The organism is Hoylesella oralis ATCC 33269 (assembly GCF_000185145.2).
GTDB lineage: Bacteria > Bacteroidota > Bacteroidia > Bacteroidales > Bacteroidaceae > Prevotella > Prevotella phocaeensis.
Map to the genome: position 1 here is coordinate 912,806 of NZ_GL833119.1, position 13,609 is coordinate 926,414.

The following is a 13,609-nucleotide window of genomic DNA, read 5'->3' on the forward strand; positions in this document are numbered from 1 at the left end:
GCATTTATTCTTGATACATATATCGGTTAATCAAGATTGTTGTAGTATATGTATGCCGATTATGTATTTTTCAACTGTAGAAGAAACCGGAATGTTTTCTCTCAGAAATGCGTAAATTTAACTTTATCCTGTTTTTACAGTTGGGGAGAAACCGGTATTTAAAGTATACACATAGTAAAGATGTACCCATTTGTCAAATTTGCTAATTTGTATGGAACTGTATTATTTTTTTGTTCAATATATGAAGAATTCTGCTTTTTTTCGTATCTTTGCAGCGATAGATGAGGGGTATTTGAGATAATTGCAGACTATATTGAAGTGCAAAACTCGGACAGTAATCGACTCGCATACTTTTTCTAAGTGTTTAACTATTCAAAATAATATATTGATGATTTTATCCCTCCATGTCTTCCAATATCTACAAAACAAATAATAAAAATGACACAAAGTTTAATTGAAGTTTGTAAAAACCTTGTTTCTTTAATGATTAATCGGAGAAATTCCAATAAGGCATTAACTTTACTGGTAAGTATTTCATTACTTTTTTCTTATATTTGTCCGCTTCGGGCGGCTCATATTTCGCCCAAGCAGGCACTGCAGATTGCCAAGAAATATATTACCCCGAGTCGTGATACCCGCAAAGGTGTACAGACACGCAGCGTGAGCGGAAAGAAAGAGTTGCCGCTCTATATATTCAATGATAATAAGGGGCAAGGGTTCGTCGTAGTTGCCGGTGATGACAGGATGGGCGAGGTCCTAGCCTACAGTCGCGAAGGAGCCCTCGATACATTGCATGCTAATGACGGAGTGCGTCTGTTGTTGGCTGGTTATACACAGCAATACTATCACCTGAAGCAGGGTGCCGTGGCTTCGTCTCCTATTCAGCAAGCTGTGCGCCGTGTAACAGAAGTGGCTCCGATGGTGAAAAGTAAGTGGGGACAAGGTTATCCCTATAATGCTAAAACGGGGCATCTTTATTCGGGATGTGTAGCTACGGCGATGGCACAACTAATGTATTATCATCGTTGGCCTGCACAAGGTAAGGGGAAGAATGACTATGTAGTGAGTTATTATCGCGAAACTAAGACTGCTGATTTCAGCAAATCGCATTACGATTGGGAAAATATGTTGCCCGATTATCGATATCCGGTTCAAGCAACTGCTGCACAGAATGATGCTGTAGCGTTGCTGATGAGCGACGCGGGCATATCTGTAAATATGCAATATACGCCAAGATCGAGCAGTGCTAGTAGCTGGATGGCTTTTTATGCATTTAAATTGAATTTCGATTATACGGCAGCTTACGTTACAAGAGATTTGGAAGGACCTGCCGGTTTTGCCCAAATTTTGCAAAAAGAAATACTCAATGGTTTTCCTGTTTACCTTTCAGGTTCCAGTAGTAGCAGTATCTCGGGCCATGCATGGGTAACCGATGGCTTCGATGAAAACGGCCTTTTCCACATGAACTTCGGGTGGGATGGGCAGAGCGATGGTTATTATTCGCTTACTGCACTCGATGTTTCGCAGTCCGGAAACGAGTTTAATGGCAAGTCACTCTCATTTAGAAGGGGGCTCACAGCTATTCTTGCACATCCCAATAAGCCGGATGTGTTGCCGATAGATAAAGAATTGATGCAAGACAGTCCGCAACTCGTGTTCAATAGCGAAGGCTATTTATCGTTGCCGAAAGGTTTGGGAAAGAGCTTCGAACGGAGCAAGATGCCCGATGTGAGGATGGCCTATTTCGTGAATAGAGGAGAGGCATTCAATGGAGATATCGGAATCGGTATTTATGATTCTAAAGGAGAACGCGTGAAGTTATGTGCTTCGAATGATCATGCCAATGGAAGTTTCACGCAACGTGTGTTTGGACAATACAATCAGGGGTACATGTTAAAAGATGCGCTTATCGTAGATTCGCAATATGTCAAGATAGATCTATCCGGCTTGGAGGACGGTTATTATCGTTTTGTTCCCTTATGTGCGGCTGCAAAAGACAACGGAGAGTGGGATGATTGGCTGAAAATGAAGCGAGCACCCAATATGGAGATCGAACTTAGAGGCAATATAGTGCGCATATCAGAGGAGGATAATATGCAGGCAGGTTTCCAATTAATGGAAAATCCTATACTTAGAGAGCAGCTGGAACCGGGCAATATGGCTAAAGTAGTTCTACGGTTGAAGAACTTGAGCGGTATGCTCCGTGATTGTTATGTGAAAATGCAATTAAAAGATGAGAATGACTCTGTGGTTGTTGAAAGTCGTACCAAACGGGTTACTGAATTCGATGGATTTTCGATATCGAATGTGCCTGTTATGGTTTCATTGCCTGCCGATATCGTTCCCAAACGTTATCAAGTATATATAGAAGTACTTGGCAACGATGGAAAAGGCGGCACGGATGATGCCCATGCTGTACGTTATGGGGTGAAGAATATCCATGATAAAGACACAGCCTATATCGATGTCGCCAAAGTGAATGAGAAATCGTTGATGGAGAAAGTGGTAGTACAGGTGCTGGATGGCAGTGGGAATGATATCGATAATAATAAGATAGACTTTTCTCAGAATTCTCTTTTGAAATTCGGTTTACTGTTAACAGCGAACACTCATCGTAGCTATGACGGCAGCATAAAGCTTTTATTGGAGGATAGTGAAACAAAGATGCAAATTCCCTTGTGGAGCGAATGGAAACGAGTTTCCATTTCTTCGGGAGTAGCCACCGCTATTTATACGGGTTGGCGTAAGCCCCAAGATATCAAGGTACTTAATAAGCGGCCTTATCGTGTGGTAGTTAAAGGTGTTGTTAATGGCAGTGAAGTGGAGTTATGGAACCCTGAACAACCTGCTCATTATGTCACTTTTGAAGGAAGCAAGGTAACGCTTGCCGATTATCTTACCTTAGGAATAGAGAGAGCAGAGACAGATAACTGCCCATTAAATGTTTGGTATGAAGGGAATGAAGTTACAGTAACGGGGGATAATCTGCGTACCGTGTCTGTTTTCAGTTCCAATGGTGTGCTCTTTAAACGATTTGTAATGCAGGGAGATAGGCAGTTTAAGTTCTCTCTTTCCTCTTTTGTGAAAGGTGTTTATATCGTAAAGGCAAGTTCCGATAGCGATGAAAAAGTATTGAAAGTACGGATAAAATAAGGTGTTATCTAAAGATATGTTTTTATTATGGCAGAAAATAACAATGAAAATCAGCTGGGATTTCAAATTGAGTTAAATCCCGATGTAGCACAGGGCGAGTATGCAAACCTTGCGTTGATTACTCATTCCAGTTCTGATTTCGTACTCGACTTCGTACGTATTCTTCCCGGAGTACAGAAACCGCAAGTGCGTAGTCGTATTATTATGGCACCGGAACATGCCAAGCGTTTGCTTGCAGCCCTGCAAGAGAATGTTTATAAGTATGAACAAATGTTCGGTAAAATCAATATTCCTAATCAACAAGAACGGACGATAGATCCATTCAATAGCAGTAAAGGAGAGGCATAGCCTTCTCTGTAGGGCCGAATTGGGAAAAAGGGTTAGTGAAACAGAACGGTAATAAAAGAGGTGTGCTCGAATTAGAGGAACACCTCTTTTTTATTTCAAATTATAGATATTTTTTGTTGTTTTAAAACAAAAATGGTATATTTGCACTTGGTAATTACTCTATAGAAACATTCGACATTGCATATAACAAACTTATAAAACTAATATAACCGGATCTTAATATCCAAAAACTCAAACTAAAACAAATCTATATGAAACTGACATTTCGGTTGGCACTGGCGGTGACGACTCTTTTCTTGTGCCATAATATGGCTTTTGCCCAAAGTGTAATTCTCAATGAAACCTTTGACGAGTTTACTAATAAGGGCGGTAATGATAATGATTGGGCACCTAAAGGATATTCTACAGTTCCTGATAATTATAATAACTTTACCTTGCAGAATGTGTATAAGGCGAATAAATGTATAAAACTCGGTAAAACTAACGAAGGCGGTTCTATAAAAACGCCCTCTTTAAAGTTCGAAGGAAATGCGACGCTTACCTTTAGAGCCGGCGCATGGAATAACAGGAAAGAGCATTCGGCGATAAAAGTATCTATTTCCAACGGTAAACTTAGCAAAGGTATCATACAGATAAATAAGGGCAAATTTATGGAATATACGGTCTCTATTACCGATGTTAAAGAGAGTCCGACCATTACTATAGAGGCGGAAAAGCCTAAGAATAACCGTTTCTTTCTTGATGACTTGAAAGTGGAAACTGCTGCTCCCGATCCCAATACACCTGTTGCCGAACCCATTCTGCCGAACGATTTTACATTCTGGTTGATTAATAATAAGGAGCATAAACCCACTTTCACCATCAAAGCACCGCATGGAACAACGGTTTATTACAATATAAACAGCAGGGTTACTCCAACAAAAGATAATGCGCAGAAAGTGGTCGGAGAGCAGACGTTCATACTGTCTGAAACCGCTAAAGTGCAGGCTGTTGCTTATAATAGGGCGGGTAAAGCAAGCAATGTGGTTGCCCGTACCTATACATTAGGCCCTACTGTAAAGACTATCGGGGCATTTAAGGAACTGCAGGATGGTACTGAGGCATGTTTATATCTAAAAGATGAGCAAAACGCACGCGTACTCTTTGCAAAGGATGGTAAGGCGTATGTGAGAGATAACAGCGGTGCCATGCGCTGCCATATACCCCATGCAAGCAGAACGTTTATGCATAATCAGCACATTGCAGGGTGGGTTATCGGCAAGAAAGAAATAAAAGATGGAATGGCGGTGTTTGAGTCTACCGAACATACCAATACCATCTATCTGATTATTGCAGATAAAGTAACCGAATCAGATGTAAAGCCTAAGACGATTACACCTACTGTTTATTCCGACCATTATTCCGACTGGGTAACATTGAAGGATGTCATAGTAGGTGAAGAAGGGAGGGGTAACGCAGATGGAAGTGCTATTAAAGTGGCTGATTGCTTCCATCTTTCGAATAAAAAATATATACCTCCTTATGCCGGTTCCATTGTCGATATCACCGGAATAGCCTTGCCAACGGCAGAAGGGGGGAAGCAAATTTGCCCTATTTTCGAAAATAATCGTAATCCGGTGGTGTACGTAATCGACGAACAGAGGCCTTTTACAATTCCCAAAAGGCGAATTGAGCATGCTACAGTGAGGGTATTGCGTACTTTGTCGCCAAATTATTGGAATACGTTGTGCCTACCTTTCAGCACAACGATTAAAGGCTGTAAACTTCGAGAGTACGACACAGTTGCCGGAGAAATAATGAAGTTCAAACCTTCGGATGCGATAGAAGCCGGTAAACCTTACCTGATAAAGCCTGAAGCGGAATTATCTGTGCTTTATTTTGAGAATGTGGATATAGAGCCGGTTCATGAAATAACCGTCACGCACGGTAGCTACAGCTTTGCAGGAACGTACAGCCCGTTGACTTTGAAAACGAATAAAACAGAAAGATTTCTTAAGCCTAACGGTTCTTTAGCCTATCCGCAGACAGAAGATAAGGCAAGGATAAGAGGCGTTCGCGCTTATTTTAAAATTCCCGTAAATAGTGTTTCTGCAAAAATTATGACAGATACAGAGGGCTCCGGTCCTACAGCAATCGCTCCTATGATCGAAAAAGACCGGCTGCAGGAATACAAGGTTTATGATCTTTGCGGGCGATATGTCGGCAATAGTCTGCAAAGTTTGCAAAAGGGTATTTATATCGTAAATGGAAAGAAAATAGTTATTAGGTAGGCAAAAAAGTGTAAATGAAAAAGGTATATGTATTTCCTGTTTGCTGGAAAACAGTGTGTCGTAACGAAATATTGGCAGGCTCTTCTTCTCATATCTCAGAGGAAGGAGATATAAATATAGGCGGGCAAAGCTCGGCGGGTGATGCCGATGAGGCTGCAAGCAAGTCCATGGATTTCGAATTTGAAGAATAAATATTAATTATAAAATATTTAATTGAGATGAAAAGATATTTGTTATTGGTAATTGTGCCCTTTACTGTAATTAATGTGTTTGGTCAGTGCCAGATAAATAAGTCTGATATCCGGATTAAATTGAAGAATAAAACGGAGGATGTCAAGATTATAAAGAAGGCTGACTATGATAGCGTGCGGATTATTAAAAAACTGGGTGTAAAGATTTATGCCGGTAATAAATCCGAAGATTATCTGTACTCGCAAGCCGAAATCGATTTAGGTTTTACACCGGAAGGCCCCGGCATTATCGATGACGAAGAGAATAAAAACAAAAACGAACAGGCGTGGGGAAAGGAGGTAGGCAGGTTGGAATATCCCCATTTGAATGCCGATAGGGCAACGAATAAGGTGTTGGTAAAGTATGCAGATGGAGATTTAGGCGTGAATTATTCACTGGAATGGGACTGTAAGAAGCGTGCCAATCGCTGGACTTGCTACGAACTGAACAAGACGAATGGTAAACAAATAGTTCCTCGTAAGGATGCTTTCTGTGAAGATGAAGAACTTCCGGTAAAAGCAAGAACCACGTTGCAGGAGTATAAAAATACCGGTTCTGTTTTTGATCGGGGGCATCTATGCCCGGCAGGCGACCGTAGGGCTTCTGAATTACAGCAGAAGCAAACGTATTATCTTACGAACATGCAACCGCAATACCAAAAGCATAACCGTGGCGTATGGAGTAAACTCGAGCAGTTGGTACGTTCGTGGGTGATAGGAAGTAGTCGTGCAAAGTCTGTAACCGATACCTTATATGTGGTAAAGGCTGCCACGATAGATCGTTTGCTTCCTCAAGGCACGCATCCTACGATGGTCGTTCCTAAGTATTTCTATATGGCAATTCTTGCCAAAACAAATGGGAAGTATCATGCCATTGCTTTATGGACAAGACATGTACCCGATGCAAAGACGCGTGCAAACAAGGGCGATTATGCCATAACGATAGAGGAATTACAGAAAAGAACAGGCCTTGATTTCTTCTGTAACCTGCCCGATAATGTGGAGAAGAAGGTAGAGGGAGAGATCGATTATAAGTTTTGGAATTTGCGTCCGGGTGATGGTCGTGAGGAATATGATGGCGATTAAACAGCACCGTTCGTAGGTTCGGGTAGCGATTTTTTAAATATTTGTCAGGCTCCGATAGTACATATAAAACTATCGGAGCTTTATTGTAATAAGGTGTAAAATCATAAGAAGTGAGTATTGTAATTGCTTTTTTGTTTGCTTAATTTTGCAAATGATTCATATACATAATTAATATAAAGGAATTTTAATATGAAAATGAGAACAATTTATCGAGCGCTTGCGTTCGCATTGTTGGCATTCTCGGCCGGTATTCCGGTCGGTGCAGCCGACTATGTAAAGGTGAGTAGCGCAAATGGGGAGGTAACCTATTTCGCTTTGTCCGAGAAACCGGTTGTTACGTTTGCTGCGGACAAATTGGTTTTAACGACAGCGAAACAAACGGTAGAATATCCTCTTACCGAATTCAGATCGTTCGAGTTTACCAATCAGACAACAGCCATAGCCTCGACAGAGGAAAAGGCTACGGGTGCTGTTTTCTCTTTCGGTACCTCGCTTAAAGGCGAAGGACTTCCGGCAGGCAGCAGGGTAATCGTTTATGCCATTGGCGGTCAGGTGGTCGGCAGCGGCATCGTAAGCGAGACCGGCACTGTGGATATCCCTCTTGGAGGGAAGACCGGAGCGTTTATTGTGAAATCATCATCAAAAACATTTAAATTTATCAAGAAATGAAAAAGATATTTACTTTAGCAGTAGTTGCGTTGTTGGGCGTTGCCGGAGTGCAAGCACAAAGCGTTAAAATCAATAAGACAGACGGGACAACCGTTACGATCAAGGCTTCTGAAATTAAGAACATCGAGTTCTCGCCGGCCGAGACAGGCGAGACAATCGTCGGAGATTATAAAGGTGATAACTCGCTCTTGGTAGGCGGGACGATTGGTCCGTATGTGGCAAAGGATGCGGTTTATACTGTTACAAAGAATGCAGACGGCTCCATTAACCTTAAAAGTCATGAAGAAAAGTATAACGGTACGGTGATGGGAGACCTCACATTGGGGACTTATACCATCGGCAATATTCCTTTCGATGCCGCAACCAAGAGCTATGTTCGGGATTACAGTGCAGACGGTTTGACGGTTCATTTCGTTTGTGTAAGTGGGGGTGAGACTACTATGGATAGCGATTATACGTTCAAGCAAGGCAATGTTACCATCGTACAGGGCGAGAACGGAGAGTTGAAAATTACCAACACCTACACGATAGGCAATATGCCATTCCCCATTACTGCAACATTTAACGGTGTAAAGTCTGAGTAATAATTTATGTATTTTGCATTCAAATCCATGAAATACCTTGCAGGTTGTGCCATCATGTTGATGGTTACGGCCTGCAATGGTATCTTTGAAGGCATTTACGATGATGTACCTACGGCCCCTGTTGTTACGCAGGGGCAGTTGTTGGTTGATGCCACGAGTTGGAAAAATTGGTATTATATCGATTTCGACTCGTTGCACCAATACATAGAACGGGGCGACACGGCGGGGCTATTGAAGGCGCAAACCGAGTTTACTGCTTATCCCATACCGACAGTGCTTACATCGGGTACGGGAGACGAGAAGACCGGAATATACACTTATTGGTTCGATGTATTCGGGCAAGGAGTATCGAACAACGAGAAACGTTCGTTTACTCCGACCGACGTACAGCCCGCACCTAAGTCGTGGAGTATTGCCATACACCGCGACAATGTAAGGACGAATAATGGTGCTGTATTGGAAACCAATTATACTTCGATGGATGAACTACCGAAAAATAGTTCATCGTTTACGGGCGCTACTTTCCTTTCCGACGAATGGACAGAGAATGCTGTATGGGCGGATCAGTCGCAGATGTTGTTGAGTTTGATAGGCTGTCAAGGCATTAAGATCAATAAACTGTTATCAACATGGCTCACGCTCGACATCCCTCCTATGCCGCCTTCGTTCACGCTCAATAACCATGTGTTTATTATACGATTGCAGAACGGCAATTATGCAGCCGTGCAATTGCAGAACTATATGAATGCGGCAGGAGCAAAATGCTGGCTCACCATCAATTACAAATATCCTTATTAAGCAGTTTAAACATGAAAAAATATGCTTTTGTCCTACTGTCCGTTTTGCTCTTCCCATCTCTTTCGGTGGGACGGGAACAGGCGGATACTGTGAGTAGGTCGATAGAACTGGAGCAGGTGGTGATAACAGGAACGCGCACGCCCAAGCTGTTGCTTAACACTCCGGTACTGACAAAAGTCATTACATCGGCAGATATTCAGAAGACAGATGCAACCAATTTACGCGATTTGTTGCAGCAAATACTCCCCGGGGTGGAGTTCTCGTATGCCATGAACCAGCAGGTTCACATGAATTTCTCGGGCTTCGGTGGGCAAAGCATGCTGATATTAGTAGATGGAGAACGGCTTGCCGGCGAAACAATGGACGATGTGGATTTCACTCGGCTGGGCATGGAAAATGTGGATCATATAGAGATTGTCAAAGGTGCAGCGTCTGCCCTCTATGGCTCGAATGCCAGCGGAGGCGTCATCAACATTATTACCAAAGATGCCATACGCCCCTTTGTGTTGAACGTTAATGCGCGTTTGGCACGCCATAATGAGCAGCGTTACGGGCTTTCGTTGCAAACGGGTAAGGGTAAATGGGGCAATCTGTTCACGATGAACCGTAACAAAACGGATAATTATAGCGTGCACAACGGAAGCAATCCCGTAACACGTGTTATTGCAACTATATATGGCGATGCCACATGGAACTTCAAAGAGCAGTTGACTTATGCACTGTCTGATAAACTTAAACTAACCGGACGTGCCGGTTATTTCTTCCGGCAATTGGTGCGAACAGTCGAAACACCGGAACGATACCGTGATTTTTCTGCTGGTCTGAGGGCACAGTGGAGACTTTCAGAGCATGATAATCTTGAAGGAGCTTACGCTTTCGATCAATACGATAAGTCGGACTATCAGCGCATCACCCGACTTGATATCCGTGATTATTCTAATGTTCAGAACTCTATTCGGTTACTCTATCATCATTCTTTCGGAGGGGGAGATGTGCTGACTGCCGGAGCCGATTATCTTCACGATTATCTTTTCAATACCAATCTTGATGGTAATACGCGCAAACAAGACTCTTTCGATGCCTTTGCACAGTACGATTGGAGTATCGATAAAGTATGGGAGATTGTCGGTGCATTGCGTTACGACTACTTTTCCAATGGGCATACATCGCATCTCACTCCTAAACTAAGCGCCCGTTATCAGCCTGTGCATAATCTTAACATCCGCTTCGGATATGGCATGGGATTCCGCGCTCCCACGCTTAAAGAGAAATACTATAATTTTGATATGGCGGGAATATGGATCGTGGAAGGTAATCCTAATTTGAAAGCAGAAGTCAGTCATAACTTCAACCTATCCGCTGAATATACTAAAAACCATTATAATTTTACGGTCAGCAGTTATTATAACCGCATCAATAATAAAATAGCAACGGGGGCACCTTATTATGCCAATCCTTCTGATGTTATGCCCCATCTGCCTTATTTGAACCTTTCGGACTATTCGGTCTTAGGTGCAGAGGCAACGGCACAGGCACGATGGAGCAACGGACTTACTGCGCGTCTGGCGTATGCTTTTACTGATGAGCATCTGCCTAAGGATAAGAACGACCGTTCGGTGAACAACCAGTACATTCCGGCACGTAAACATTCACTGACAGCCCATATCGATTGGGATCGTCAGTTCGGCAAGTATTACGGGCTGAATGTGGGACTGGACGGGCGATACCTGTCGGATGTGAACAATATAGAGTATGTAGATTATTACGATATCTCGAAAGGTGTCAACAATATCCACTATCCGGCATATACATTGTGGAAGTTTTCTTTGGTTCAGCGCCTCGGCAAAGCCGTGAAACTCACCGTGGCACTCGATAATCTCTTTAACTATAAGCCAGAATATTATTATCTGAACTGTCCGCTTACAGACGGTACGAACTTGATGGTAGGCCTTTCCGTAGATGTTGATAAGATTTTCTAATAATAAATAAATGGAACAGGAAAGCAAAAATACATATAAGATTTATTGGTGGCGCACGATCGCTTCGTTCATTCTTGTGTTGTTCTCTATGCCGTTGGGCCATACGCTGATGATACTGATGGAGCGGTTTATGTCGCCTGTGGCGATACATTATGCCGGCTTTATAATGGGATTGGCAGGACTGATTATGGTTATTGTCGGCGTATTCGTTAAGGGCGATACGCGTCAGACGCTTTGGGGACTCTTCGGAGGGTTGCTCTTTTGGACAGGTTGGGTAGAGTTTCTTTTCCTTTATTATGCCCGTCGTTATGGCGTACAGCCGGAGATTGAAAACGGCATTGTAGTAACGAAGCCCGAATACCTGATTATGCCGGCATCGTTCGGCATGTGGATGATGACCATGACAATGTATATCTTCAGTACTAAGAACGGGTGTGATTTCATTACTTGGTTGCAGAAACGTTTCTTTGGCAAACGGCGTTCGGAGATTGTATTTCAACCCATGACGCGCCATACTTCTATCGTTACGTTCATGGAACTGAATATGATGTTATGGGCAATGTATCTGTTATTGATGTTTTGTTATGATAAGAATTTCCTCGGCGACCATCATCCGGTAACGTTTCTTGTAGGTATCGGCTGCTTTATAGGCTCTATCTTCATGTTCAAGAAAGAACTCCATATTGCTGCATGGGGTGCCAATATACGCATGGCAATAGCTACAGTGATTATCTTTTGGACGCCGGTCGAGATACTTGGACGGATGAATTTCTTTACCGAAATATGGGTGGAACCGGAGAAATACATTGTGCAGATGTTTTCTATTTTTATTGTTTTCGTGATGCTTGCCGTTTATTTTTGGACTAAAGGGATAAAAAGAAAAACAAGAAAACAACAAGGAAATGAGATATAGTTGGGATGCCTTTTATAATAAAAGTATACGCCTATGTTTGATAGGTGCTTTGTTTGCACCGAATATACAGTCTATCTATGCTTGATAGACTGTATATCTGTTTTTCACACCTCTTATTTCTTTCAAAATTATTTGTGCTTTGCATTATAAGGAAATGATGTAGATTAGGGCATCCGAGGCCTTGAAAATAATCTTAAATCGATAGCTTTAAAACTGCTTATTTTTCTGAATTATTCAGATGTTTTATTTGTTTGGAATTTTTGAATGTTCAATATATCATAACCGATGTTATATTTTGTTAATTATAAGTATTGCGGTTATTTTTCAAATCTTATAAATTAGGTTGTCCCGATAAATATTTGTACCTTTGCACCCCGAAATGCTTCTTTCCGATAGGAGTGTTGGCGATAAATTGATAATAAATAAAATATATATAATTAAAAAAGTAAAATTATGCCTACTATTTCACAGTTAGTAAGAAAAGGCAGAAAGGTTTTGGTAGACAAAAGTAAGTCTCCGGCTTTGGATAACTGTCCTCAGCGTCGCGGAGTTTGCGTTCGTGTTTACACAACAACCCCCAAAAAGCCTAATTCGGCAATGCGTAAAGTTGCCCGTGTTCGTTTGACAAACCAAAAAGAAGTAAACTCCTATATTCCGGGAGAAGGCCACAATCTGCAGGAACACAGTATCGTGCTGGTTCGTGGAGGTCGTGTGAAAGACCTTCCGGGTGTGCGTTATCATATTGTGCGCGGTACTCTTGATACTGCTGGCGTGGCTAACCGTACGCAGCGTCGCTCCAAATATGGAGCTAAGCGTCCTAAGGCAGCTAAAAAATAAAGGATATGTGAGTTGATGAGTTGGGGTGTCTTTTGGTTGGTAAGTATGTGTAGACACATGACTTCGGAACCGAGCGCTGGAAGAAGAATGAAAGCAAAGATGCCGCAATTTGATACTCATAACCCGATAAAAAATATTTTCAATCGTTTTGCTGGAGAAATGTTATAGACAGGTTGAGTAAATGTTCGGGTGCGGATATTGAAGAACAATGTGAACAACCCCATGCAGAATTATCTTTAAAACAAAATGAGAAAAGCAAAACCAAAGAAGCGTGTGATCCTGCCGGATCCCGTTTACAACGACCAGAAGGTCTCGAAATTCGTAAATCATCTGATGTATGATGGAAAGAAGAATACATCTTATGAGATTTTCTACAACGCTCTTGATGTTGTAAAGACAAAAATGGAGAAAGAAGAAAAGTCGCCGCTTGAAATCTGGAAGCAGGCTCTTGACAATATTACTCCGCAGGTAGAAGTGAAAAGCCGCCGTATTGGTGGTGCTACTTTCCAAGTTCCGACGGAAATTCGTCAGGATCGTAAGGAGAGTATCTCTATGAAAAACCTTATTCAGTTTGCACGTAAGCGCAGCGGCAAGTCTATGGCTGAAAAACTTGCTTCAGAGATTGTAGACGCTTTTAATAACCAAGGTGGCGCTTATAAGCGTAAGGAAGATATGCACCGTATGGCCGAAGCTAACCGTGCATTTGCTCATTTCAGGTTTTAATTAATATATTAAGGTAAAA

General features: G+C 42.1%; 12 protein-coding genes. All 12 read left to right on the plus strand.

Annotated elements, in window-relative coordinates; translation table 11 throughout:
* Positions 1–438: 438 nt before the first annotated feature.
* Positions 439–3,153, plus strand: a complete 2,715-nt coding sequence (locus tag HMPREF0663_RS06410) for a C10 family peptidase (RefSeq protein ID WP_004369511.1) — start codon at positions 439–441, stop codon at positions 3,151–3,153.
* A gap of 27 nt (positions 3,154–3,180) precedes the next feature.
* The gene (locus HMPREF0663_RS06415; protein WP_004369512.1) at positions 3,181–3,501 is read left to right on the plus strand and encodes a DUF3467 domain-containing protein; all 321 of its coding nucleotides are present in this window, start codon (positions 3,181–3,183) and stop codon (positions 3,499–3,501) included.
* Between the two features lie 251 nt (positions 3,502–3,752).
* Positions 3,753–5,771, plus strand: a complete 2,019-nt coding sequence (locus tag HMPREF0663_RS06420) for a hypothetical protein (RefSeq protein WP_004369513.1) — start codon at positions 3,753–3,755, stop codon at positions 5,769–5,771.
* Positions 5,772–5,785: 14 nt separating this feature from the next.
* Entirely contained in the window at positions 5,786–5,962 is a 177-nt protein-coding gene (locus tag HMPREF0663_RS12055; RefSeq protein ID WP_004369514.1) for a hypothetical protein, read from the plus strand.
* Positions 5,963–5,989: 27 nt separating this feature from the next.
* The gene (locus HMPREF0663_RS06425) at positions 5,990–7,087 is read left to right on the plus strand and encodes a DNA/RNA non-specific endonuclease (RefSeq protein WP_004369515.1); all 1,098 of its coding nucleotides are present in this window, start codon (positions 5,990–5,992) and stop codon (positions 7,085–7,087) included.
* 189 nt (positions 7,088–7,276) lie between these two features.
* On the plus strand, positions 7,277–7,756 hold the full coding sequence (locus HMPREF0663_RS06430; protein ID WP_004369516.1) for a hypothetical protein: 480 nt from the start codon (positions 7,277–7,279) through the stop codon (positions 7,754–7,756).
* A complete protein-coding gene (locus HMPREF0663_RS06435; protein WP_004369517.1) occupies positions 7,753–8,340 on the plus strand; it encodes a calycin-like domain-containing protein in 588 nt (195 codons plus the stop codon). Before HMPREF0663_RS06430 ends, HMPREF0663_RS06435 begins: the two co-directional genes overlap by 4 nt.
* 6 nt (positions 8,341–8,346) lie before the next feature.
* The gene (locus HMPREF0663_RS06440; RefSeq protein WP_004369518.1) at positions 8,347–9,138 is read left to right on the plus strand and encodes an HmuY family protein; all 792 of its coding nucleotides are present in this window, start codon (positions 8,347–8,349) and stop codon (positions 9,136–9,138) included.
* 11 nt (positions 9,139–9,149) lie between these two features.
* A complete protein-coding gene (locus tag HMPREF0663_RS06445) occupies positions 9,150–11,117 on the plus strand; it encodes a TonB-dependent receptor plug domain-containing protein (RefSeq protein ID WP_004369519.1) in 1,968 nt (655 codons plus the stop codon).
* Positions 11,118–11,127: 10 nt separating this feature from the next.
* Positions 11,128–12,030, plus strand: a complete 903-nt coding sequence (locus HMPREF0663_RS06450) for a hypothetical protein (RefSeq protein ID WP_004369520.1) — start codon at positions 11,128–11,130, stop codon at positions 12,028–12,030.
* A 453-nt stretch (positions 12,031–12,483) separates the two neighbouring features.
* Positions 12,484–12,867 carry a 30S ribosomal protein S12 gene (gene rpsL, locus HMPREF0663_RS06455; protein ID WP_004369521.1) on the plus strand — a complete coding sequence of 128 codons (384 nt, stop codon included), beginning with the start codon at positions 12,484–12,486 and terminating at the stop codon, positions 12,865–12,867.
* 246 nt (positions 12,868–13,113) lie between these two features.
* On the plus strand, positions 13,114–13,590 hold the full coding sequence (rpsG, locus tag HMPREF0663_RS06460) for a 30S ribosomal protein S7 (RefSeq protein WP_004369522.1): 477 nt from the start codon (positions 13,114–13,116) through the stop codon (positions 13,588–13,590).
* Positions 13,591–13,609: the final 19 nt, after the last annotated feature.